The 25,087-nt window shown below is 54.8% G+C and carries 19 protein-coding genes and 3 rRNA genes; all 22 read right to left on the reverse strand.

Features of this window, described 5'->3' with window-relative positions; genetic code table 11:
• Positions 1-55: 55 nt before the first annotated feature.
• The 22 genes from HRU87_RS04320 to argF all read right to left on the reverse strand — a co-directional run bounded on the left by HRU87_RS04320 (position 56) and on the right by argF (position 25,083).
• Positions 56-1,003 carry an L-lactate dehydrogenase gene (locus HRU87_RS04320; RefSeq protein WP_173493706.1) on the reverse strand — a complete coding sequence of 316 codons (948 nt, stop codon included), beginning with the start codon at positions 1,001-1,003 and terminating at the stop codon, positions 56-58.
• Positions 1,004-2,467 carry a ribosome biogenesis GTPase Der gene (gene der, locus HRU87_RS04325; protein ID WP_173493707.1) on the reverse strand — a complete coding sequence of 488 codons (1,464 nt, stop codon included), beginning with the start codon at positions 2,465-2,467 and terminating at the stop codon, positions 1,004-1,006. It abuts the gene before it with no gap.
• Positions 2,457-3,107, reverse strand: coding sequence for a (d)CMP kinase (gene cmk, locus HRU87_RS04330; protein ID WP_173493708.1), 651 nt, complete (start codon positions 3,105-3,107; stop codon positions 2,457-2,459). The genes der and cmk overlap by 11 nt, the downstream gene beginning before the upstream one ends.
• Positions 3,092-4,159 (reverse strand): prephenate dehydrogenase, encoded by a 1,068-nt coding sequence (locus HRU87_RS04335; protein ID WP_173493709.1) that lies wholly within the window; start codon positions 4,157-4,159, stop codon positions 3,092-3,094. Before HRU87_RS04335 ends, cmk begins: the two co-directional genes overlap by 16 nt.
• Entirely contained in the window at positions 4,156-4,518 is a 363-nt protein-coding gene (aroH, locus tag HRU87_RS04340) for a chorismate mutase (protein ID WP_173493710.1), read from the reverse strand. The genes HRU87_RS04335 and aroH overlap by 4 nt, the downstream gene beginning before the upstream one ends.
• On the reverse strand, positions 4,518-5,279 hold the full coding sequence (locus tag HRU87_RS04345) for a pseudouridine synthase (protein WP_173493711.1): 762 nt from the start codon (positions 5,277-5,279) through the stop codon (positions 4,518-4,520). The genes aroH and HRU87_RS04345 overlap by 1 nt, the downstream gene beginning before the upstream one ends.
• Positions 5,266-5,814, reverse strand: a complete 549-nt coding sequence (gene scpB, locus HRU87_RS04350) for an SMC-Scp complex subunit ScpB (RefSeq protein ID WP_173493712.1) — start codon at positions 5,812-5,814, stop codon at positions 5,266-5,268. The genes HRU87_RS04345 and scpB overlap by 14 nt, the downstream gene beginning before the upstream one ends.
• Positions 5,804-6,607: a segregation and condensation protein A gene (locus HRU87_RS04355; protein ID WP_173493713.1), complete on the reverse strand. Its 804-nt coding sequence runs from the start codon at positions 6,605-6,607 to the stop codon at positions 5,804-5,806. Before HRU87_RS04355 ends, scpB begins: the two co-directional genes overlap by 11 nt.
• Positions 6,591-7,415, reverse strand: coding sequence for a ParA family protein (locus tag HRU87_RS04360; protein ID WP_246247196.1), 825 nt, complete (start codon positions 7,413-7,415; stop codon positions 6,591-6,593). The genes HRU87_RS04355 and HRU87_RS04360 overlap by 17 nt, the downstream gene beginning before the upstream one ends.
• Positions 7,416-7,444: 29 nt before the next feature.
• Positions 7,445-8,341 carry a site-specific tyrosine recombinase XerD gene (gene xerD, locus HRU87_RS04365; protein WP_173493714.1) on the reverse strand — a complete coding sequence of 299 codons (897 nt, stop codon included), beginning with the start codon at positions 8,339-8,341 and terminating at the stop codon, positions 7,445-7,447.
• 3 nt (positions 8,342-8,344) lie between these two features.
• Positions 8,345-10,006, reverse strand: a complete 1,662-nt coding sequence (pyrG, locus tag HRU87_RS04370; RefSeq protein ID WP_173493715.1) for a CTP synthase — start codon at positions 10,004-10,006, stop codon at positions 8,345-8,347.
• Between the two features lie 57 nt (positions 10,007-10,063).
• Complete coding sequence (gene recN, locus HRU87_RS04375; RefSeq protein ID WP_173493716.1) at positions 10,064-11,719, reverse strand: DNA repair protein RecN; 1,656 nt, start codon at positions 11,717-11,719, stop codon at positions 10,064-10,066.
• Positions 11,716-12,612, reverse strand: a complete 897-nt coding sequence (locus HRU87_RS04380) for an NAD kinase (RefSeq protein ID WP_173493717.1) — start codon at positions 12,610-12,612, stop codon at positions 11,716-11,718. The genes recN and HRU87_RS04380 overlap by 4 nt, the downstream gene beginning before the upstream one ends.
• Positions 12,609-13,409: a TlyA family RNA methyltransferase gene (locus HRU87_RS04385; protein WP_173493718.1), complete on the reverse strand. Its 801-nt coding sequence runs from the start codon at positions 13,407-13,409 to the stop codon at positions 12,609-12,611. The genes HRU87_RS04380 and HRU87_RS04385 overlap by 4 nt, the downstream gene beginning before the upstream one ends.
• A 111-nt stretch (positions 13,410-13,520) precedes the next feature.
• On the reverse strand, positions 13,521-14,501 hold the full coding sequence (locus tag HRU87_RS04390) for an HAD-IIA family hydrolase (RefSeq protein WP_246247198.1): 981 nt from the start codon (positions 14,499-14,501) through the stop codon (positions 13,521-13,523).
• Complete coding sequence (locus tag HRU87_RS07160) at positions 14,485-15,615, reverse strand: hypothetical protein (protein WP_246247201.1); 1,131 nt, start codon at positions 15,613-15,615, stop codon at positions 14,485-14,487. The genes HRU87_RS04390 and HRU87_RS07160 overlap by 17 nt, the downstream gene beginning before the upstream one ends.
• 67 nt (positions 15,616-15,682) lie before the next feature.
• Positions 15,683-15,799 (reverse strand): 5S ribosomal RNA (gene rrf, locus HRU87_RS04395).
• 91 nt (positions 15,800-15,890) lie between these two features.
• Positions 15,891-18,990 (reverse strand): 23S ribosomal RNA (locus HRU87_RS04400).
• Between the two features lie 376 nt (positions 18,991-19,366).
• A 16S ribosomal RNA gene (locus HRU87_RS04405) occupies positions 19,367-20,887 on the reverse strand.
• The 16S, 23S and 5S rRNA genes sit together here, the layout of an rRNA operon.
• Before the next feature lie 487 nt (positions 20,888-21,374).
• A complete protein-coding gene (gene tyrS / locus HRU87_RS04410) occupies positions 21,375-22,676 on the reverse strand; it encodes a tyrosine--tRNA ligase (protein ID WP_173493720.1) in 1,302 nt (433 codons plus the stop codon).
• Positions 22,676-24,076, reverse strand: coding sequence for an argininosuccinate lyase (gene argH, locus HRU87_RS04415; RefSeq protein ID WP_173493721.1), 1,401 nt, complete (start codon positions 24,074-24,076; stop codon positions 22,676-22,678). Before argH ends, tyrS begins: the two co-directional genes overlap by 1 nt.
• 83 nt (positions 24,077-24,159) lie before the next feature.
• A complete protein-coding gene (gene argF / locus HRU87_RS04420) occupies positions 24,160-25,083 on the reverse strand; it encodes an ornithine carbamoyltransferase (RefSeq protein WP_173493722.1) in 924 nt (307 codons plus the stop codon).
• Positions 25,084-25,087: the final 4 nt, after the last annotated feature.

The raw sequence follows: 25,087 nt of genomic DNA on the forward strand, positions 1-25,087 counted from the left end.
CTGTCCTAAGACCCTAGAAGTCTAATCGGCCAAAGTCGTCAAAGCAGTATGAAGGCTAATTGAGGCTGTAACCAAGTGAAACAAGGTTTGCCGTGATCGCATCGGCTGAATTCTTGAGTTTAGCCTGCTCGGCTGCAGTCATAGCTAAGTCGAGTGGACGAACGGCCCCACTTCGGTTGACGATGGTTGGCACCGATAGTGCAATGCCAGAAATGCCGTGGTAGCCGCTGAGGACCGAGGAAACCGGAAGGATTTCATTGGAATCGCTGAGGATTGCACTGGCAATTTTCGCGGCGGATAAACCAATAGCGTAGTTGGTGGCACCTTTGCCCTGAATAACTCGGTATGCGGCGTTTTTCACCTCGAGTGCGATCTGCTCAAAGTCCTCAGCACTCAAACGGCTACCGTCTGCCAATCGCCAGTCTGCAAGGGGAATTGGGCCAACTCTCGCTTGAGACCAGAGGGCAAATTCGCTGTCGCCGTGCTCCCCGATGATGTAAGCGTGAACCGATGCCGAAGCAACGCCAAGTCGCTCGGCTAAGAGCCATCTCAATCGGGCCGAATCCAGGACGGTTCCCGAAGCAAAAACCCTGGCCGGTGGCAGACCGCTCAGCCGCTGGGCGACAGTGGCCAGAACGTCGCAGGGATTGGTAACCAGGATGAAAATTGCCTCTGGTGAAAGATTTAGCAGCTGAGGCATTAGATTCTGCAGAATCGCAGTGTTTGTTCCCGCCAGGTCGAGCCTGGACTGGCCAGGCTTTTGCTTCGCACCGGCTGTGATGATAACCAGATCACTGCCCGCGGTTTCCTGGATGTCACTGCCGCCGGTGATTCTTGAGGCGCCTGTGTAGAGAGTTCCGTGAGCGAGGTCCAGAACCTCTGCCTCAACCTTCTCGGTGGCAACGTCGTAAAGCACAACGTGATTTGTAACCTCTTGAATCAGCAAAGCGTAAGCAGTCGCGCTTCCAACGGCACCCGCACCAATGACCGAGATTTTAGACATTTACTTTCCGCGCTTACGTTTCTCTCGAACTCGAACTCCAATTTCAATTGGAGAACCCTCGAAGCCGTAGGTCTCACGAAGCTTACGAATTATGAACCTGCGGTAACCGGCTTCAATGAATCCAGTGGCGAAAAGAACAAATTTGGGCGGGCGAGAGGCAGCCTGGGTGCCGAACAGGATTCGAGGCTGCTTTCCGCCTCTAATCGGGTGTGGCGTTGAAGCCTGGAGCTCCTGCAGGAATGCATTGAGCTTTCCGGTTGGAATTCTGGTGTCCCAACTCTCCAGCGCGAGTTCCAAAGCTGGAACCAATTTCTCAAGATGCCTTCCGGTGGCAGCCGAGATGTTGACCCTGGGTGCCCAGTCGACGTGAGCAAGGTCCCGTTCGATTTCCTTCTCCAGGTAGATGCGACGTTCGTCGTTGAGAATGTCCCACTTGTTGAATGCCAATACCAGCGCGCGGCCAGAGTCCAAGGCCAGCTGAACAATTCGAATGTCAGCTTCGCTAATTTCATCAGAGACATCGAACAGCACTACCGCAACCTCTGAGCGCTCCAGGGCAGCTGCGGTGCGCAGGGAAGCGTAGAAGTCAGCACCCTCAACGCGATGCATTCGCTTGCGGATACCTGCGGTGTCCACAAAGCGCCAGATCCGACCGGCAATTTCAACCTGCTCGTCAATAGGGTCACGAGTGGTTCCCGCCAGTTCGTTCACGACGGCACGATTGGTTCCGGTGGCCTTGTTTAAAAGCGAGGACTTCCCCACGTTTGGACGCCCAATCAACGCAACTCTTCTTGGTCCGGTGAACTCATCGTCGGCGACGGCAGATTTCTCCGGAAGCACCTTCATCGCAGCGTCGAGCAGATCCGCCACTCCCCTGCCGTGCAAGGCTGAAACCGGGTGAGGTTCACCCAGCCCCAAACTCCAGAGTGCGTGAGCCTCGGGCTCAAGGTGCGCGTCGTCTATTTTGTTTGCCACCAGAAGCACTGGTTTTCCCGACCCGCGAAGCATTTTTACCACTCGCTCATCGGAAGCGGTAGCCCCAACCAGGGCGTCAACAACGAATAAAACCGCATCTGAGAGATCCACCGCAATTTCAGCCTGCTGAGCGACAGAGGCGTCAATCCCGAGGGCATCGTGCTCCCAACCGCCAGTGTCCACAAGGGTGAAGGGGCGGCCATTCCAATCCGCACGGTAGGAAACTCGGTCTCTGGTGATTCCGGGCTTGTCCTCGACCACCGCCTCTCTTCTTCCGAGAATTCGGTTTACAAGAGCGGATTTTCCGACATTTGGCCTGCCGACAATGGCTAAAACCGGTGGGGCCGGTCTGTAACCGTCACTGAATTCCTCATCAAGCTCCAGTTCCAGAAGTCCGTAGTCTTCCTCATCGAGCTCATACTCCCCCAGCTCCTCACGCAGCACCTGGGCTTGGGCCACCGCAAGCTCGGGATCAAATTCATCTGCCATTTTGGGCTGCCTCCACAAGACCTATTACCGCTTGAACGCTCTGTTCAAAATTTAAATCGCTGGTGTCCACCAGGGCTACCCCATCGGCCGGGGTAAAGAACTCGACCACTTTGGAATCGGATGCATCTCGAGCCTTGAGACTTTCCGCAGTTTCGGTTTGTTCAAGTCCGCGCCTAGCGAGCCTAACGGATTCACTGGCGGTGAGGAGAATTCGCACCTGGGCATCCGGTGCCACGACCGTGGTGATGTCTCTGCCTTCAACCACGATACCGCTTTGAGTGCAGGTTGAGATGCGGCTGCGTGCGTCGCGGAGTTGAAGCTCTCGAACCTCGGGATCCCGGGCAATCGCGCTTACTGCCCTGGCTGCCACCTCACCCCTGATATCAAGGGTTATGTCCCGCTCTCCAAGAAGCACCTGCTGAGAATCGGGGTTTAGGGAAATTTGATAGTCAAAGCTCTCGAGAAGTTCTGGTAGAGCAGCCCCGCTTAGCGAGTGCAGCGCAAAGGCTCGATAGCCAGCTCCCGTGTCCAGGTACCCAAAGCCCAGGCGACGCGCCACCTCTTTGGAGACGCTGGACTTACCAGACCCGGCAGGACCGTCAATTGCAACCACAAAACTTGCCACTAAACCAGCCGCCATCCATTGGCCTGAAGTTTCTCGCTCAGTAGAGCCGCAACCTCGGGAACGACCTGCATTTCGACCAAACCAATCGGGGCTCCCGGAGAGTGCTCAAGGTTGATGTCCTCAAGGTTCACGCCAATTTCACCGATGAAGGTAAGCAGCGCCGCTAAGGCACCGGGAGCGTCTTCGATGACAGCCGTGACGATTTGATAGCTGCTTCCCTTTCCGCCGTGCTTTCCGGGAATCCTAGACACTCCTGAGTTTCCAGCGGTCAATAATTTGTGAATTTCAGCCAGCGCACCCGGTTTGGCAACGTCTTCCATGGCGGCAGAGAGATGTGCCAGGTCGGAACCCAACTGCTTCAGCAGTCCAGCGACAGCGACGGAGTTTTGCTCCAGAATTTGAACCCACAGATTTGGATCGCTCGCTGCGATTCTCGAGGTGTCTCGTAGCCCTTGACCAGCCAGTGAAAGCTGCCCCTCTTCCCCGAAAACTAGTCGAGCTGCAAGCAGCGATGAGACCAACTGGGGCAGGTGAGAGACCAGGGCAACGGCTTCGTCATGCTCTGAAGCAGACATCTCTACCGGAAGTGCTCCGACCCGAAGGGCCAGATCCCTTACCGCATCCAAAGCTTCAGGTTTGGTCTCTGAATCCGGAGTGATAATCCAAGGGCGCGCGTAGAAGAGGTCTGCTCTACCTGCTGATGGGCCACCCTTTTCCCGGCCCGCCATGGGGTGGGAGCCGATGTAGCGGGAGTGATCCGCAGGAGACAGGGCTGATACCGCCTTTGAGATTTGACCCTTGACCGAAGCAACATCGGTGACAATCGCCTTCGGATGTTGTCTTAGCTGCTGAGTCACCACCGAAGCAGTGACGTCCGGCGGAACGCAGACAACGACGATGTCGGGTTCAGAACCCGAGATGGAACCGGCACCGTAATCAACCGCCAGGCGCAAATTCGCCGGGGACTGATCCTCAAGAGTTGCCCCAATACCCTGCCTTGACAACGCCAAACCAAGGCTGGTCCCCAAAAGACCAACCCCGACAATCTTGACTGCGGGAGATGTCACTGCGCTATGTCTGCTCGAAGGGCTTTGGCTCCACGAAGATAAACGTGCTTAATCTCGGAGCGGGAGAGCTTAGTGTCGGCGTGCATCATGAGTCGAATGACTCTGGGCATCGAACCGGCAACCGCCATTTCTACCGAGCACATCAGTGGCACATCGCCAAGCCCCAATTCCCTGGCGGCCAAGGCTGGGAATTCACTCACCAGATCGGGAGTCGCCGTGAAGTAGATCGAAATCAAGTCGGCGATGTCTAGATTGTTTTCGTGCAGCACCTTGGTCACAAGCTCTGCCGTGGACTTCAACAGGTGCGAGCGCTCATCCTGGTCGAGTTGAATCGCGCCTCGAATCGCCCTCACAGCCATTAGCGCCTCTTTCCAGTCTCAGCTTTCCCGGCAGCCGCCTGCATCAGGAGGCCAACCTCCAGTTTACTAAGTTCCTTGAATTGACCTGGTTTGAGGTTTCCCAACCGGATCGGGCCAAAGCTCTTTCGCACCAGATCCAAAACCGGAAAGCCAACCGCCTCCAGCATTCTGCGCACTACTCGGTTTTTCCCAGAGTGCAGGACAATCTCAACCAGAGAGGACTGCTCGTTCTGGTCTAGCACGCGAGCGTTATCCGCCTTCGAAATACCATCTTCGAGCTTCACGCCCTCCATCAGGCGCTGCATCTCGACCCTGGTGATCTTGCCGCGGACCTTTGCCACGTAAAGCTTTTCTACCCCAAAAGACGGGTGAGCCAGTGCATTCGCTAGCTCGCCGTCATTGGTCATCAGGAGCAAGCCGGTGGTTTCGGAGTCCAATCGCCCAACATTGAAAACGCGCTCGTAACCGATGAAAAAGTCCGCCAGACACTTTCGCCCGTTCTCATCTGCCATGGTCGAAACCACACCCTTGGGCTTGTGAAATGCGAAATACACCCGATCTGGGTCGAGCTGAACCGGCCTGCCATCAACCTGAACCTGATCGGCCTCAGGGAAAATTCGAGTGCCGAGTTCCTTGACGACTTTGCCGTTGACGCGAATCCGCCCCTTGACGATCATCTCCTCCACTGCTCGGCGAGATGCGACGCCGGCAGCAGCCAGCACCTTTTGCAGGCGAATGCCCTCTGAATCAGTCAATGTCATCCTGTCCGGGTAGGTATGGGCTAATGGCCGGTAGCTCATCAATCGAATTAATGCCCAGCACTTCAAGCAGCAGCTCAGTGGTGCCAAACATAGAAGCACCAGACTCAGCATCTGTGTAGAGCTCCGTGATTAGACCCCTTGAGAGCAAGGTGCGAACCACGGAGTCTACATTGACACCTCGAATCGAAGATACCTGACCGCGTGAAACCGGCTGGCGATAAGCAATTACTGCCAAAGTCTCGAGAGCTGCCTGAGAAAGCCTGGCCGGGTTTTCGTTGGCCACCAGTAATTTGACTGCCCAGTCGTGCTGGGGGCGGACATAGAGTCTCCAGCCACCTGCAATCTCGCGCAGCTCAAAACCTCTACCGAGGCCATCGTGGGCCTGATCGTAATCTCGCTGAAGGGCCTCCAGCTCAGCTTTCACTGAAGCAATCGGGACCTCGAGGGCTCCAGCAAGCGTCACCAAACTGATCGGGGTCTCTGCAACTGTGAGAATCGCCTCTATCGCGCCCCGCAGGGCGAGGTCAGTCGGCATAATCTGCTCCTAGCAAACTCAGGCTATCCGCTGCAAAGCCCTTATCCTCCCAGACCACGACAAAATCCGCGAATGGGTCCTGCTGACTAAATCCGACTGCCCCTACCCTGTAGAGCTCCAAGAGCCCGAGAAATCGAGCAACCAGCTCACCGCGCTCCTTGCAATCGGATATCAAGTCTCTGAATGACATGCTTCCGGCGGCACGCAATCGCTGCACCATAATGCCGGCCTGCTCTCGAATGGAAACTTTTGGCGCGTGCAGGTGTGTCAGTCCAACACCGGGAATCTCCCTTGGGGCAAATGCCTGCTGGGCAATCTGCACGAATTCTGAAACAGAGGTCTCCCAGCTGAGCTCGGGGCGAAGATTTCTAAATCTTTCTTCGAGGCGCACCTCCCTGGGGATCCTGCTCGACTCAATTTCCAGCGCAGTTCCGAACCAGCTGGCAATTTCCTTGAAGGCTCGGTACTGAAGCAGCCTCGCAAACAGCAGATCTCTTGCCTCCAGGAGGGCGACATCCTCAGCATCCACCACCTCTCCCTGCGGGAGAAGTGACGCAATTTTCATGTCCAGCAGCGTTGCCGCCACAACCAAAAATTCAGAAGCGCTTTCTATCCCAGCGTGCTCATCCAGCTGCTTCACATAGGTCAAAAAATCATCGGTGACCTTAGCGAGCGAAACGGTGGTGATGTCTAATTCGTGCTTGCCGATTAGGCGTAAAAGAAGGTCGAAAGGACCGTCAAAATTTTCTAGCTGAAGGCGAAAATCAATGTCCGATTCAAGCTGCACAGCCACGGCTCACCAGCTCCCTAGCCACCCTGCGGTAGGCCTCGGCGGCTTCTGAGCTGGGGGCGAATGAGGTGATTGGCTTCCTGGCAACGGTGGCGTCAGGAAACTTTACGGTGCGGGCGATGGCGGTGCCAAAAACCTTGCCCTCAAATGCCTCCTGCAAGCGTTCCAAAACCTCTCGAGAGTGCAGTGTCCTGGCGTCGTGCATGGTCGGAATCAATCCATCGAGCTGAAGCGAAGGGTTAGTCCTGGCCTTCACCTTGTCTATTGTCTGAACCAAAAGCGCAACTCCCCTGAGCGCAAAGAACTCTGTGGCCATTGGAATCAGCACTCCGTGAGCTGCCGTCAGGGCGTTTACCGTGAGCAAGCCCAGGCTTGGTTGGCAATCAACAAAAATGACGTCGTACTCGTCCTTCACCTTGTGCAAGATGCCGTCGAGAACTCTCTCCCTGCCCATTTCGGTGACCAGGTTCATTTCCGCTGCCGAAAGGTCAATGTTGGCTGGGATGATGTCTAAATTCTCCAGCTCGGTGCCCTGAATCGCATCGTGCGGATCCATGGTCACATTCATCATCAAGTCGTAGATGGTTGGGGCGTCCTGGTAGTCAGCCGCCAGGTTTACGGATAGTGCACCCTGCGGATCAAAATCCACGACCAGAACCTTGCGGCCGTACTCGGCGAGGGATGCTGCGAGATTGATGGTCGTCGTGGTTTTTCCAACCCCACCTTTTTGATTGCACATCGCAATGATGCGGGCCGGGCCGTGACTTTTCAGCTTGCCCGGAACTGGGAAATCCTTCTGAGAGAGATTCACCGTTGCCTCCAAGTAATTATCTCCATAGCCTACCGCCGTGCACGCGGGTGTGCAGACGAATAAACCTCTCTGAGGGTTTCAACCGTCACCAGCGTGTAGATCTGCGTGGTTGCGACCGAGGCGTGGCCCAAGAGTTCCTGAACGACGCGGACGTCAGCGCCACCCTCAATTAGGTGGGTGGCGAAACTGTGCCTCAGCGAATGCGGTGAGACCTCTAACTGGCAAGCGGATCCGGCACTCTGAATAATTTCCCAAATGCTCTGCCGAGACAGTCTGCCACCTCGCTGATTCAGAAACAGTGCTGAATTTCCTGCCCTGGCACTCAGTAACGGTCTAGCCCTCACCAAATAGGCATCAATTGCAGCTCTCGCGTAAGAACCAATTGGGACAAGGCGCTCCTTGCTACCCTTGCCCCTAATGCGCAGCCAACCGGGTTCTGAAAGTTCGTCCAGGTCCAGCCCAGAGACCTCACTGACACGGGCGCCACTGGAGTAAAGCAGTTCTAAAATTGCGCGATTTCGGATTCTCAGTGGATCTGCCACTTCGTCGTCCGGCTCAGGGCCAACTGCGGTCAATAGCTCGAGAACCTGCTGCTGGGAGAGCGCTTTTGGCAAGCGCTTCGGTAACTTCGGGCTTCGGACCTTGCCGGCAGGGTCATCCAACCTAAGGCCCTCGAGCAGCAAGTACTTGTGGAACCCCCTGACCGAGGCCAAAATTCGAGCCATTGAACTGGCGCGCAACCCGATCGAATTCAAATCAATCAAAAACTGCTCTATCTGAGGTTTTGAAGAGAGCAGCACATCACTCTGGTTCTGCTCCAGAAACGCCAGATACCGATCTAAGTCGGATCGATATGCGGCAAGGGTGTTTCGACTCAAACCACGTTCAACGGTGAGATGCCGCAGATATCCAGCTAGCGGCTCCACTTACTACTCCTCGAAGAGCTTTTGTTGTTTTTGGCGTTCCAGGGCGGCCTGAATCAGTCCGTGGAAAAGCGGGTTGGGCTTTGTTGGCCTGGATTTGAATTCAGGATGTGCCTGGGTTGAAACGTAGTAGGGGTGAACCGATTTTGGAAGCTCAACATACTCCACCAAGTGGCCATCAGGAGAGGTTCCTGAAAAGACCAACCCGGAGGCAGCGATTTGCTCGCGGTAGTGGTTATTTACTTCGTAGCGGTGTCGGTGCCGCTCGTGTGAGGTTAGAGATCCGTAAACATTTGCAACCTGAGAGCCTGGAAGCAGCGAGGCCTCATAAAGACCAAGGCGCATTGTGCCACCCATGTCGCCCGCCGCCAAAACATCAACCTGCTCCGCCATGGTGGCGATCACCGGGTGAGCGGCTCCTGGTTCAAATTCACTCGAGGTGGCACCTTCAATACCGGTGACATTTCTGGAGTATTCAATGACCATGCACTGCAGGCCCAGGCAAAGTCCCAGGGTGGGGATTTGGTTCTCTCTAGCGAAACGTAAGGCACCCAGTTTGCCCTCGATGCCGCGAATTCCAAAGCCTCCAGGCACGCAGATGGCATCGAGATCCGACAGGTTGTCGCGAGCGCCGGATTCAGTCTCGCAGTCATCGGACTTAATCCAACGGATGTTTACCTTGGTGCTCTCGGCGAAACCTCCGGCCCTGAGTGCCTCGGTCACAGAGAGGTAAGCGTCCGGGAGGTCGATGTACTTTCCTACCAACCCAACCGTAACCTCGTGTTTGGGGTCATGAACAGCAGCCAAGACCGGTGACCAGTTGGACCAATCCACCTCTGAGGCACTCAGGCCAAGTTTGCGGATGATGTAGCTGTCCAGGCCCTCACTGTTTAGCACCTTTGGGATGTCGTAGATAGAGGAAGCATCGGCTGCCGTAACAACTGCTTCCCTATCCACGTCGCACATCAGTGCAATTTTGTTTTTAATGGAATCTGGAAGCTCACGGTCGGAGCGGCAAACGATGGCATCGGGTTGAATTCCGAGCGAGCGAAGCATGGCAACGGAGTGCTGGGTCGGCTTGGTCTTCAGTTCACCGGAAGGCTTGAGATACGGAACCAGTGTGACATGGACAAAGAAAACATTGTCTCTGCCAACGTCCTGCCTGACCTGCCTTGCTGCCTCCATAAATGGCTGTGACTCGATGTCACCAACGGTTCCACCGATCTCAGTGATAATGACGTCAGGAATTGGCTCCTGGTTGGCCTGAAGTCGCATTCTGCGCTTGAGCTCATCTGTGATGTGCGGAATCACCTGCACGGTGTCACCCAGGTACTCACCGCGGCGCTCTTTGGCTATAACCGTGGAGTAAGCCTGACCCGTGGTGACATTGGCAGCCGCATTCAGGTTGATGTCCAAAAAGCGCTCGTAGTGACCAATGTCCAGATCCGTTTCGGCCCCGTCGTCTGTGACAAACACTTCGCCGTGCTGGAAAGGGTTCATGGTGCCGGGGTCAACATTTAGATACGGGTCGAGCTTCTGCATCACCACTCGGAGCCCGCGAGCTCTGAGTAAATTGCCAAGAGATGCGGCAGTGAGTCCTTTGCCCAGTGAAGAGGCAACACCGCCGGTGACAAAGATGTGTGAGGGATTTCCAGAGCTTGAAGCCATGGAACTTCAATTTATCAGTCCGCCGCGCTCATTTTCCCTGCAACACGAAAGTTGTGCTCAAAGATTCAAAAGTTCTCGAGCGTGGAGCAGCGCGGCGGCTGAATTTGGGTTGCCAGAGAGCATTCGAGCGATCTCGGTTATACGCTCATCCCCGCTGAGTTCGCGCACCGAGGACGAGGTAATGCCACCTTCGGAATCTTTGGCGACCTGTATCTGGTGATCCGCCAGTGCGGCAACCTGGGGTAGGTGAGTCACCACAATTACCTGCGTTTTTTCTGCAAGCTTCTTGAGGCGCTTCCCTAGTTCTAGAGCGGCCTGACCACCAACTCCGGCATCCACCTCATCAAAGATCATGGTGGGCAGTGGTCGATTAGCCACCAGCACCAATTCGATGGCGAGCATTAGCCTCGAGAGTTCTCCGCCCGATGCGCCTTTGGCTAGTGACCTTGGTTCACTGCCGGGGTTTGCAATCAAAAACTCGACGCGGTCGAGGCCGCTTGCTTCGAGAATCTCCACCTGAGTTACTGATATTGAGAATCGAATCCCGGACATCGCTAGCTGACCTAGTTCACTCAGTACTTCGGCGCTGAGTGACTCAGCTGCCGAGGACCTAGCCTTACCTAACACGGCTGCTGCTGCGTAAGCCTGGGATTCCAAGGCAGCTAGTTGGATTTCAAGTTTTTCAAGCTGTTCGTCTGAGCTATCCAGGTCTAAAAGTTCATCGTGATAATGGGGCAGCTCCAAGGTGAGAGTGGAGATTGTTTTGCCACTGCGTCGCTCCAGCGCCACCAGTGCTTGCTTTCGAGCCTGCAGGGCTTCGAGCTGAGCTGGATCGGCTTCAAGATCCAAAAGGTAGGAGGAGAGCCTGGCCGAAATTTCCGAGCCGATGGACACCACCTCCGCAAGCTCCTCGCCCATTTTTCGAAGTTGTGGATCGCTAGCTGTTTCAAGGGTCTTGCTGGCCTGCCCCATGAGCATCAGCCCTGTCGGCCCATCCTCTGAGGACAGCAGTTCGTGAGCGCGAGCTGCGGTTAGTTGCAGCTGTTCGACATTGCTCAATCGATTAAGCGCCTCTTCAATTACTTCCAGTTCGTTGGGCTCGGGAGCTAGCTCTTCGATTTCCCGAACTAGCATGCGAAGCTCTTGAAGGCGAACTTGATCCTGACCCGATTTGGACTGCATGCGCTCCAGACGCAGTTTTAGCTCTCGAAACGCCTCAAAACTTTGCGAAAATGCGGCCTTTGCGCTGAGAACTGGCTCGCCGCCGTATTCATCTAGTGCATCACGCTGGGCCGAGGCCGAACGAAGTCGCTGCTGATCTGATTGACCGTGGACCGTAACCAGCGCCTCTGAGATGCTGGCTAAAGTCCCGGCTGGAACCGCGGCTCCGCCCAGGGCGGCGCGAGATTTTCCATCGGTGCTAACCGAACGATTCACAATTAGGACTTGATCCTCAATCACACCTCCGCAGTCGATAACCTGCTGGGTGAGGGTAGGGTCAGAGATTCGCCAGCTGCCCTCAACAAAGAGCTGTGCTTGTCCGGTCCTAACTTGACCGGAATCGGCTCGAGCCCCTATCAACAGGCCCAAGGCATTGAGCACCATGGTCTTTCCAGCGCCCGTTTCCCCTGTTAGTGCGGTAAAACCGCTTGAGAGTTGAAGTTGGGCGGATTCAATCACGCCCAAATTTCGGATGCCGATTGACTCAATCACTTTGAAACGTCTGGGCCTCTCCAGCCTGTGACCGGGAGTGAGAACTTTTTCACGAGACGATCCGAGAAAGGCTCATCACCCAGGACCACCATCGGCACAGACTGCTCGGACTGCCGAACTTCAACTCTTGCACCAGGCCCCAAGTCAAAGGTTCGGCGCCCATCGCACCACAAAACGCCAGTTCCGCTGCTGCGCTTCAACACCTCAATGGCTAACTCAGTCTTGGGTCCGACCACCATTGGCCTTGCAAACAGTGCGTGAGCACTCAGTGGGATCATGATCATGGCTTCGACATTCGGCCAAATAACCGGTCCGCCAGCGCTGAACGCATAGGCCGTTGAGCCGGTCGGGGTAGACACCAGAACGCCGTCACAGCCAAAGGATGAAACCGGCCTTGAGTTGACCTCGACTACAACCTCTAGCATTCGCTCGCGAGCACTTTTTTCAACCGTGACCTCATTTAGTGCCCAGCTGCGAAAAGTCTCTTGACCCTCGGAGGTCACAACGACATCTAGACACAGTCGGTCGCGGACCTCATATTTCCTGTCGATTAGCGCCTGAAGTGCTTGATCGATGAAATCCTCCTCGGCCTGAGCCATAAACCCAACGTGACCGGCGTTGACCCCCAAAATCGGAACCCTAGTGCCGCGGAGAATCTCAGCGGCTCGCAGGATACTTCCGTCGCCACCGATGACCAGCGCGACCTCAATTTCATCGTTCTCGCCATGCGCCGGGGCTGGAATCTCAAGCCCCAGCTTTTGCATTTCGTGAAAGTCGTGCGTGTCCAATCGGACTTCAATGCCGTGGCTTTGCATAAATTCGCAGGCGTGAGTTACCAGCTGGGCTTTGTCGCTCGTGCGAGCCGAGGTCACAACCAGAACGGTCCGACTCATTTATCCCTCTTTGCCAGTTTGGAAATCTCCTCAGACCATTGTTGCCGATTTTCTCCACCTTGTGGACTTATCCACAGCAAGTATTCGGTGTTCCCGTGAGTACCCCGAATACTGGACTGCACCAGACCCCGGATGCTGAAACCCAATTCGGCGGCATAGTCCACCACCTGCTCAATGGCTCGGCGACGCTCTCGCCAGTCCGTGACAATCCCAGAGGCATTCAAGGAGTGCTTTCCCACTTCAAATTGAGGTTTGATCAAAAGCACCATTTCAGCTGCGGGCGCTAATTCTTTCAGTTGGCTCAATACGAGCGTGAGAGAAATAAAGCTCAGGTCGGCGACCACCAGGTTGAACTGGTGCTGATCCCCAGAAATCTCTCGCAGCTTCTCAGGGGAAAGCTCTCTAAGGTTGCAGCCTTCTATGTTTATGACTCGAGCATCGGCCCTCAGCTCTTGAGCAAGCTGGTCATGCCCGACGTCGATAGCAACCACACCGGTTGCGCCCCTTTCAAGAAGCACCTGGGTGAAACCACCGGTTGAGGCACCGGCATCTAGACACCAACCGGTTGGTTGAATTTTGAATTCAACCAGAGCATCGGCGAGTTTTTGCCCGGCCCTGGAAACGAAATCGGGTCCATCGGCCAGGGAAAGCAGGTCACTCTCAAGAATTTTTTGCGCAGGTTTGCTGGCAACCTTGCCGTTGACTAAAACTCGAGACTGTTCAATCAAGGAAGCGGCGTGGGAACGTGATCTCGCCAAAGAGCGAATCACCAGCTCAATGTCTAGGCGTTCAGACACTAGGAGAGAAGCTTTTCTAGCTCCGCAACAACCAGCTGCAAACGCTCGATTTGCTCCTCGGTGGAAAGCTGGTCGATTCCGGCCAGCATCTGCTCTATGTCCACAACGTTCCTATTCGTAGAGTGCTGCTTCAACATCCAACCCGTAGATCGGGATTGGCGAATTCCAGATTACCTGGCAGGCTGCCCTGAGGGCGTTGAGGGATCTAGGGTCACCAGAAACCAGCAAGACTTTGGTTCCGATGAGCTGAACTTCCTCCCTACCGAATTTCACGCCTGAGCGCGTGATTTTAGGTTTTGGGTAGTCCTGAAACAGCTCTTTGAGGTCTCCCAAAATGTAGGTGGGGCGCTCATCTGGCTTGGCCGCTAGGAGCTCCTTCCTTGTAGCAATACCCGTCATTACACAAGCGGTGTCAATGCCAAAACCAACTCCCCCCTTGATGTCGGTGTCGATCCGATCGCCTATCATCAAGGGTTTTTTGACGCCTAACTGTTCAATTGCGGATTCAAAAATCGGCCTGAAGGGCTTGCCTGCAAAATCAGGCAATATCCCAACTGCGGTGTGGACAGCGGAGACCAGCGTTCCATTCCCTGGCGCTATCCCGTCCTCCCGAGGAATGGTCCAATCCTGGTTGGTTGCTATCCAAATTGCTCCTCGCTGAATTGCATATGATGCCTCAGCGAGCTGTCGCCAGCCAACCTCGGGGCTAAAGCCCTGGATGACCGCCACCGGCAGCTCGCTGGCACTGTCAACCACAGTAAATCCGGCCTCGCGAACTTCAAAAATCAATCCCTCGCCACCAACTACGAGAACCTTTGACCCCGCTGGAATGCGGGTCGCAAGCATCTTCACCGCGGCGCGAGCCGAGCCAACCACGTCATTGGGAAGTGCTGACAATCCAAAACCTTGAAGTTGCTGCGCGATAGCCTCTGGTCTTCTCGAGGCATTGTTAGTCACGTAGCCGATTTTTACGCCCTGGCGCTGCGCGAGATTGATGCTTTCGACTGCGTGGTCTACAGCCTTCGAACCAAGGTAAACCACCCCGTCCAAATCCAACAGCAAAGAGTCATAGCCCTCAACGAGATTGGCCACGGTTACCCCTCGGCTTGAAACCACCACCCGGCTTGGACCGGTCAGAGAAGTTTCCTCCTGATCGACCGCCACGATCCGGGAACTTTCGCTCGGGCTTTCCGCCGGAATCTGGGCTATAGGGGCGGCGTGGACGCTCACCGGCTGCTGAATCAGAATCTGTCTTTGGGCGATAGGGCCGTTCGGGGCGATCCCCCTCGGGGCGCTTTCGGAAAGGCTTGTCGCCATCGCGCCTGGCGCGCTGAGAATCCCCGGCGGAGCCACGCTTGTCTAGAAAACGCTTTGCTTTGTCGACCTTGGCCTGCTTACTCGCCTCCATCTGCTCGGAAGACGGGATCACAATTTCCTCGAACAGCTCAAAAACCTCGCCGTCGGCGTTATCCAAGGCCTGCTGGGCGCGATCGGCTAGCCGCTCCCACTCATCGGCATCCTGCCCGAGCTCCCGAAGCACTTCGGCGTAACTGCGAAATAGAAGTGGGGACTGTGGATACACAGTCTTAGGAGAAAGTTCAGGTATCTCAAGCTCTTGCTTGGCCTGTTTGGCTTGACCAAGGTCCAACCTCGCTCCCGAAACAACAATTGCCAAATTGATCCTGACACCGACTGGCAATTTAGCGCGATCAATTCCGGCAATCGCCTCTAGGGCCTTCTCAGGTCGGCCCATGCCCCGCTCAGAGTCAACTATCAGAGGTAGCTGATCGTTTGAACCGGTGAGCCGGCGGTGGGTAAGTAACTCTCTCAGAGCGAGAGCAAAATCTTCAGTTTTATAGGCGGTAATACCTAGGGTTTCGTGGACAATTGCCAGCCTCCCGGCCCTTCTCGCGGCAGCCTGAGCGTGCTTGTGAGCAAGCTCCGGGTCTTGATCGATCAGCAAACTGACCATGGCCAAATGACGCGCGGTCATTTCGGCATTTTCAGCAGTGAGGGTCTTCAGCTGGACCCGAGCGCCCATGTCAAGGTCTTCAGGTGTTATTTCGGACGGGATTAGAGGGGATTTCTCAACGTCTTTGTCCCTAGCAACCCGCTGCTGCCAAACCGGGCGCTCACCTTCCTGGCGAGAACCGCGGCCCGCAGGCCCTTCTTCTTTGGCCTGAGGCCTTGGTCTTCTGGATTCCATCTGTCTTCCTTGAAGATAGCTTAAATAGAAAAGGCCACCCCATAAGGAGTGGCCAATTCTAAAGTAAGTCCGGCGGTGTCCTACTCTCCCACAAGGTCCCCCTTGCAGTACCATCGGCGCTGAGAGTCTTAGCTTCCGGGTTCGGAATGTGACCGGGCGTTTCCCTCTCGCTATGGCCGCCGAAACACTATTGAGTTATGTGAATCGAAGATCATTCTTCGGTTCTCGACCATACCTCGAGAACCACACAGTGGACGCAAGCACAAATTTGAAGTTGTATCAAGTTATCGGGCTATTAGTACGGGTCAGCTCCATGCCTTTCAGCACTTCCACATCCCGCCTATCAACGCAGTAGTCTAGCTGCGGCCCTCTCGACATAAAGTCATGGAAATCTCATCTTGAAGCAGGCTTCCCGCTTAGATGCTTTCAGCGGTTATCCCTTCCAAACGTAGCTAATCAGCGGTGCACTTGGCAGTACAACTGACACACCAGAGGTTTGTCCAACCCGGTCCTCTCGTACTAGGGTCAGGCCTTCTCAAATTTCCTGCGCGCGCAGAGGATAGAGACCGAACTGTCTCACGACGTTCTGAACCCAGCTCGCGTGCCGCTTTAATGGGCGAACAGCCCAACCCTTGGGACCTACTACAGCCCCAGGATGCGACGAGCCGACATCGAGGTGCCAAACCATGCCGTCGATATGGACTCTTGGGCAAGATCAGCCTGTTATCCCCGAGGTACCTTTTATCCGTTGAGCGACAGCGCTTCCACAAGCCACTGCCGGATCACTAGTCCCGACTTTCGTCCCTGCTCGACTTGTCAGTCTCACAGTCAAGCTCCCTTGTGCACTTACACTCGACACCTGATTACCAACCAGGCTGAGGGAACCTTTGGGCGCCTCCGTTACTTTTTAGGAGGCAACCGCCCCAGTTAAACTACCCACCAGGCACTGTCCCGGAACCGGATCACGGTTCGCGGTTAGATATCCAGGGTGACAATAGTGGTATTTCAACAATGACTCCACCTGAACTAGCGTCCAAGCTTCTTAGTCTCCCACCTATCCTACAAATGCCACACCGAACACCAATACCAAGCTATAGTAAAGGTCACGGGGTCTTTTCGTCCTTCTGCGCGTAATGAGCATCTTCACTCATAGTGCAATTTCGCCGAGTTCGTGGTTGAGACAGCTGAGAAGTCGTTACGCCATTCGTGCAGGTCGGAACTTACCCGACAAGGAATTTCGCTACCTTAGGATGGTTATAGTTACCACCGCCGTTTACTGGGGCTTAAATTCCTAGCTTTGCATTGCTGCTAACCAGTCCTCTTAACCTTCCAGCACCGGGCAGGCGTCAGTCCGTATACATCGTTTTGCAACTTCGCACGGACCTGTGTTTTTGATAAACAGTCGCTACTCACTGGTCTCTGCGGCCATACAGCGCTTTTGGAGTAAATCCATACACGCCTCAGGCCCCCCTTCTCCCGAAGTTACGGGGGCATTTTGCCGAGTTCCTTAACCACGATTCTCTCGATCTCCTTAGTATTCTCTACCTGACCACCTGAGTCGGTTTGGGGTACGGGCAGCTAGAACCTCACGTCGATGCTTTTCTTGGCAGCATAGGATCACCCACTTCGTCCTTGCGGACTCATCATCAGATCTCAGGCTATGTGAGAGACGGATTTGCCTATCTCTCGCCCTACATCCTTAAACGGGGACAACCATCGCCCCGCGGAGGCTACCTTCCTGCGTCACACCTGTTAATACGTTAACCGCACCAGCATAGGGTCGTAGGCTCCACTACCTCATCCACCCGAAGGTCTCAAAAGCAGCTTCAGCTACTTAGCATTACTGGATTAGTTTGGGCGGTTCTTCGCCGGTACGGGAATATCAACCCGTTGTCCATCGACTACGCCTGTCGGCCTCGCCTTAGGTCCCGACTTACCCAGGGCGGATTAGCCTGGCCCTGGAACCCTTGGTCTTCCGGAGTGCGGGTTTCTCACCCGCATTTCGCTACTCATTCCTGAATTCTCACTCGTGTGGCATCCACGGCTGGATCACTCCGCCGCTTCGCTCGCCACACGACGCTCTCCTACCCATCTGTACGCCTGGATCTTGCGACCTAGCAATGTACAAATGCCACAACTTCGGTGACTTGCTTGAGCCCCGTTATATTGTCGGCGCGGAATCACTTGACCAGTGAGCTATTACGCACTCTTTTAATGGTGGCTGCTTCTAAGCCAACATCCTGGTTGTCTATGCAACTCCACATCCTTTCCCACTTAGCAAGCGCTTAGGGACCTTAGTTGGTGGTCTGGGCTGTTTCCCTTTCGACTACGAAGCTTATCCCCCGCAGTCTCACTGCCTTGTTCTCACTCTCTGGCATTCGGAGTTTGGCTGACGTCAGTAACCTTGTAGGGCCCATCGGCCATCCAGTAGCTCTACCTCCAGAGAGAAACACAAGACGCTGCACCTAAATGCATTTCGGAGAGAACCAGCTATCACGAGGTTTGATTGGCCTTTCACCCCTACCCACAGCTCATCCCCTCCATTTTCAACTGAAGTGGGTTCGGTCCTCCACGACGTCTTACCGTCGCTTCAACCTGGCCATGGGTAGATCACCTCGCTTCGGGTCTAGGACCTGCGACTGAATCGCCCTATTCAGACTCGCTTTCGCTACGCCTTCCCCTCACGGGTTAAGCTCGCCACAGATCACTAACTCTCAGGATCATTCTTCAAAAGGCACGCCGTCACCAGAACAAGCTGGCTCCGACGGATTGTAAGCACACGGTTTCAGGTACTATTTCACTCCCCTCCCGGGGTACTTTTCACCTTTCCCTCACGGTACTTGTCCGCTATCGGTCAATAGGTAGTATTTAGGCTTACGAGGTGGTCCTCGCAGATTCGCACAGAATTTCACGGGTTCCGTACTACTTGGGATACTCCTCAAGCTGAGGCAGCGTTTCGACTACGGGGTTCGCACCCTCTGTGACTGGCCGTTCAAGACCATTCGTCTACACTGCTTACATACTTGTGCTGATCGGCAGATCAGCGTAGAAGTCCCACAACCCCAAACATGCAACGCCTGCCGGCTATCACACATGCTTGGTTTGGCCTCTTCCGCGTTCGCTCGCCACTACTAACGGAATCACTTTTGTTTTCTCTTCCTGTTGGTACTGAGATGTTTCACTTCCCAACGTTCCCTCTATCCCGCCTATACATTCAGCGGGAAGTAACCAGATCGAGTCTGGCTGGGTTTCCCCATTCGGACATCCTCGGATCAAAGTCTGCTTATCGACTCCCCGAGGCTTATCGCAGATTGCTACGTCCTTCTTCGGCTCCTATTGCCAAGGCATCCACCGTGTGCTCTTTGAAACTTGACACACAAAGAAGATCTACCACGTATAAATACGTGACAAATCGTCGACCTGGATAAATCCAGGTCTAAAGATGCTCGCGTCCACTATGTAGTTCTCAAAGTACGGGCGGTTTCGCATTCGAAGATCTCTCTTCTCAATACGAACCTGACCATTATGAGTCAAACTCGAAATGGCCCCTGGGGATCGTTTCCGATCTCCAAGGACCCAACAGCGTGCTGAGGTTTGCGTTCATCCCAGGAGTTCCAGCCTTGCGGCGTACTATCCAAGAGATTTCTACTTGCTCCAATGTGATGTTCCACCCATGAGCTAACCAGCTGCAGAACATTTGCCTGCAGGTGGCTCTCTATGAAGAACCGAAGTTCTTCGAGATGCTCCTTAGAAAGGAGGTGATCCAGCCGCACCTTCCGGTACGGCTACCTTGTTACGACTTAGTCCCAATCACCAATCCCACCTTCGACGGCTCCCTCCTTACGGTTAGGCCACCGGCTTCGGGTGTTACCGACTTTCGTGACTTGACGGGCGGTGTGTACAAGGCCCGGGAACGTATTCACCGTAGCGTTGCTGATCTACGATTACTAGCGACTCCGACTTCATGAGGTCGAGTTGCAGACCTCAATCCGAACTGAGACCGGCTTTTTGGGATTCGCTCCACCTTACGGTATTGCAGCCCTCTGTACCGGCCATTGTAGCATGCGTGAAGCCCAAGACATAAGGGGCATGATGATTTGACGTCATCCCCACCTTCCTCCGAGTTGACCCCGGCAGTATCCCATGAGTTCCCACCATTACGTGCTGGCAACATAGGACGAGGGTTGCGCTCGTTGCGGGACTTAACCCAACATCTCACGACACGAGCTGACGACAACCATGCACCACCTGTATAGAGACCTTGCGGGGAGTACATTTCTGCACTTTTCCTCTATATGTCAAGCCTTGGTAAGGTTCTTCGCGTTGCATCGAATTAATCCGCATGCTCCGCCGCTTGTGCGGGCCCCCGTCAATTCCTTTGAGTTTTAGCCTTGCGGCCGTACTCCCCAGGCGGGGTGCTTAATGTGTTAACTTCGTCACGGACCACGTGGAATGTGGCCCACAGCTAGCACCCACCGTTTACGGCGTGGACTACCAGGGTATCTAATCCTGTTCGCTCCCCACGCTTTCGCTCCTCAGCGTCAGTTACGGCCCAGAGAAGTGCCTTCGCCATTGGTGTTCCTCCTGATATCTGCGCATTCCACCGCTACACCAGGAATTCCCTTCTCCCCTACCGCACTCTAGCCTGCCCGTACCCACTGCAAGTCCGAGGTTGAGCCTCGGAATTTCACAGCAGACGTGACAAACCGCCTACGAGCTCTTTACGCCCAATAATTCCGGACAACGCTTGCACCCTACGTATTACCGCGGCTGCTGGCACGTAGTTAGCCGGTGCTTTTTCTGCAGGTACCGTCACTTTCGCTTCTTCCCTGCTAAAAGAGGTTTACAACCCGAAGGCCTTCATCCCTCACGCGGCGTTGCTGCATCAGGCTTTCGCCCATTGTGCAATATTCCCCACTGCTGCCTCCCGTAGGAGTCTGGACCGTGTCTCAGTTCCAGTGTGGCCGGTCACCCTCTCAGGCCGGCTACCCGTCGTCGCCTTGGTGAGCCATTACCTCACCAACTAGCTGATAGGCCGCGAGCTCATCCTTGACCGAAATTCTTTCTTCCCCGCTGGATGCCCAGCGAGGAAAGTATCCGGTATTAGCTACAGTTTCCCGCAGTTATCCCAGAGTCAAGGGCAGATTGCTCACGTGTTACTCACCCGTTCGCCACTAATCCGCCGGAGCAAGCTCCAGCTTCATCGTTCGACTTGCATGTGTTAAGCACGCCGCCAGCGTTCGTCCTGAGCCAGGATCAAACTCTCCGTAAAAATTGTTTTCCCTGCAAGCAGGGAAGTTTTACGAACACCCCGGAAAATTGGGGTGATCAATTTGATTTGGCTTTTGAACTGTCAACTGACAATTCTTTGCTTTGTATCTTTATCCAAAAGGAATCTCTGCCAGACCGAAGTCCAGCCGAGGTTTTTGGCATCGACATTGTGCACGCTGTTGAGTTCTCAAAGATCGGATGCTTCTGGCTTTCCCTCTCGGGTCATCTCCAGAGCAACTTCTCAAGCCTACCGAATCTTCTCCGACTGTCAACCCCTTGTTTCCAAGGAATTTCCCGTGGTTCTTTTCGAGAGACCTAAATCCTAGACCGCAAAAACTAGGGCCACAAGGGCCAGTTTCTTGGTCGAAGATTGTTGTGACTTGAGCCGGCTATCTCTTCGGATTCTGCCAAGCTTTGGACAACTCGGTAGAGCTTAGTCACGATTGTGTAACCGTGTCAAATCGAAGTCGATATTGGCGTGTTTGCCTCTATTTGACGAAGAAGACGCCCGCTAGGGACTTCTTGCCGCGGGCCAAAACAGCGGCATTTTTACCAAGCGAATCAGTAACTTCAGACTCTTCGGTATCAACCTTCACCTTGTTGACACTGACACCACCCTGGGCAATTGCCCGCCTCGCCTCGGACTTGGACTCACAAAGACCGGTAGCCACTAGCGCGTCTACCACCGAAATTGAGGTTCTAACCTCAATGTTGGGCAGCTCTGCCAGAGCGCCTCGCAGAGCCGATTCCTTCAGTTCTGCAAGTTCACCAGATCCGAACAGTGCCAAGGAAGCATCCCTGGCGGCCTCGGCATCTGATTTTGAATGAACCAGTTCGGTTACCTCGAGGGCCAGCCTGCGCTGCGCCTCTCGCTTGAATGGTTCATCCCGAACGAAATCCTCGTAGCGAGAGATTTCCGCGCGGGTCAGAAATGTAAAGACCTTCAGGCGATCAATCACATCTGCATCATCGGTGTTGAGCCAGAACTGATACATGGCGTAGGGGCTGGTGAGCTCCCCGTCCAACCAAATGGCGTTGCCCTCACTCTTGCCAAATTTCTTACCGTCTGAGTTTGTGATCAGCGGTGTTGCAATCAGGTGGACGCTCTTTCCCTCCACCCGATGAATTAGATCTGTTCCGGAGGTTAGGTTTCCCCACTGGTCACTGCCACCGGTTTGCATAACGCAGTCGTACCTTCGGTAAAGCTCAAGGAAGTCGAGGCCCTGCAGAATTTGGTAGCTGAACTCGGTGTAGCTGATGCCGCTGTCCGAGTTCAAGCGGGCGGACACGGCGTCCTTAGACAGCATCTTGCCGACCCGATAGTGCTTTCCAACGTCCCTTAGAAAGTCCAAGGCCGAGTAGTTCTGAGTCCAATCCAGGTTGTTTACGAGCCGAGCAGGGTTGCTCCCCGAGTAGTCCAAAAAGCGCCTTGTTTGATTGGCCAATTTTTCGACCCACGCAGCCACGGTCTCTCGATCGTTCAGGGTGCGCTCCGCGGTTGGCTTTGGGTCCCCGATCAAACCGGTGGCTCCGCCAACCAGAGCTAGTGGATTGTGACCGGCCAGCTGAAGACGCCGCATGGTCAGTAGCTGGACTAGGTTTCCGAGGTGAAGCGATGGAGCAGTGGGGTCAAATCCGCAGTAGTAGGTGATTGCACCCAGTGAAAGCTGTTCCCGAAGCGATTGCTCGTCAGTTGAAAGCGCAACCAACCCGCGCCATTTCAGCTCGTCGATGATGTGGTCAAAAGAATCATCGTTTCGCTGGGCCGCCAGGGTCTCTTGAGTAGCCACTAGTTCTTCTTTCTCGGAGAGATTTTGCGCAGCGAAAGTAGTTGATCCAAGACCCGAGGCAGGGCGGTTCCCGCCAGACCTTCGCGAGAGGCAATCGCCTGAGTAACGGACATAACCTGTCGGACCTCGGGCTTGAGGCTCACAGAGACCTCAGCGAGTTGAGCGTCGCTCAACTCGTGAAGCTGGAGTCCTTGCTGCTCACATAACTTCACCAGCTCACCGGTTATTTCGTGGGCCTGCCGGAATGGCACGCCCTTCTTGACCAGCCACTCCGCAACATCCGTTGCCAATGAGAATCCCATGGGAGCGAGCTCCTCGAGCCGCTCTCGATTGAATTTCAGAGTCGCAATCATTCCAGTGAAGGCGGGGAGCAAAAGCAAGAGATTGTCAACAGAGTCAAATACCGGCTCCTTGTCCTCCTGGAGATCGCGGTTGTAACTCAGAGGAAGCCCCTTGAGGGTTGATAGCAGACCTGCATGGTTGCCGATCAAACGACCCGACTTACCCCTGGCCAGCTCCGCAATGTCAGGGTTTTTCTTCTGAGGCATGATCGAAGACCCGGTGGAAAAAGCATCGTCGAGCTTGACGTAGCTGAATTCGTAGGTTGACCAAGCAATTATTTCCTCGGCAAATCTGGAGAGGTCAATCGCAATCATCGCGGAAATGAAGCTGAATTCGGCCACCACATCCCTGCTTGCGGTCGCATCCATGCTGTTCTCCAACACGTCAGCAAAACCAAGGTCGCTTGCAACAATCAAAGGATCAAGGCCCAGTGTGTTGCCCGCGAGTGCTCCCGAGCCATACGGGGACCGGTTCGCCCTCTTTCGCCAATCCTCCAGCCGCTGCAGGTTTCGAACCATGGGCCAGGCGTGAGCTAGAAGGTGGTGAGACAACAGCACCGGCTGAGCGTGCTGAAAATGAGTGCGGCCAGGCATAGCAACGCCAACGTGCTCTTCGGCCTGATCCAGCAGCGCTCCGATGTAATCGATCAGCTGTTCAGAGATTCGATCAGAGGCGTCAAGCAGGAAGGAACGTATGAGAGTTGCAATCTGATCGTTTCTGGATCGACCCGCGCGAATCTTTCCCGCCACATCTGGTCCGGCAATTTCAATTAGGCCCCGCTCCAAAGCAGCGTGAACATCCTCCTCGTCAGGGCGCGGCTTGAAAGCTCCGCTGCTAACCCGTTTACTCAATTCGGCAATCGCTGATTCGAGAATTTCAAGCTCCGCGCCATCGAGCAGGCCAGCTGCGTGCAGAGCCTTTATGTGCGCACTGGTTCCCTTGAGGTCATAGCTAGCCAAGCGCCAGTCGAAGTGAGTGGAGCGAGAAAGTGCAGCGAGGGCGTCATCGGGACCGGAGGCAAACCTGCCGCCCCACAGGGAATCGTTGCTCTGCGCCATTTCTCTCCTTCAAACATTGCAAAGTGTACCTAAAGCGTTGTTCGGCCACCGAAGCCTCAGTCGTCAAAGCCTGGGATTGATATTCACTTCTGTTTTGAAAGCCACAGCATCAGCGCCTTTTGCGCGTGGAGTCGATTCTCGGCTTCGTCCCAAATTCGCGACTGAGGGCCATCGATTACATCCGCACTGACCTCGTAACCACGATAGGCGGGCAGGCAATGCAAGAAAATCGCCGACTTCTTAGCCTTCTCCATTAGCTGCTGATTCACTGTGTAGGCAGAGAAGGTTTCCAGGCGCTGCTGCTTCTCAGACTCCATACCCATCGAGACCCAGGTGTCGGTGGCCACCACATCCGCATCCGCTACCGCGAGCGCCGGATCCTCAAACACGGCTACGCTTTGTCCGAATTCCGACGCGATTGCCCTGGCTCGTTCCAGAACCTGCAAATCGGGCTGGTAGCCAAGTGGGGCTCCGATTGAAACGCTCATTCCCGCAAGCGCGCATGCCACCAAATAGCTATTCCCCATGTTGTTTGCAGCGTCTCCGATGTAGGCGAGCTTCAAACCCTTGGTTTGACCAAATTCTTCTCGAATAGTCATCAGGTCAGCCAGTAGCTGGCACGGGTGCCACTGATCGCTCAGAGAATTGATCACCGGAACTTTGGAAAAGCTTGCCATCTCCTCAAGGCCGGACTGCTCGTAGGTCCGCCAAACGATTTGGGCAACCTGTCGATCCAAAACCCTCGCCGTGTCAGCAATCGATTCCTTTTTACCCAGCTGAGAAACCCCATAATCGATTATCAGCGGGACTCCCCCGAGATCTGCGATGCCAGCGGCAAACGAAACCCTGGTTCGAGTAGACGTCTTGTCGAAAATCACCGCCACCGTTTGCGGGCCAGCAAAAGGCTTGTGGGCAAAGCGATCTTTCTTGAGCTCCAGGGCTAGGCGAAGCACCTCATCCTGCTCGGTCGGCGTCAGGTCGTCATCCTTCAGAAAATGCCTGGTCATGCTA

The sequence above is a fragment of the Aquiluna borgnonia genome, assembly GCF_013283855.1.
GTDB lineage: Bacteria > Actinomycetota > Actinomycetes > Actinomycetales > Microbacteriaceae > Aquiluna > Aquiluna borgnonia.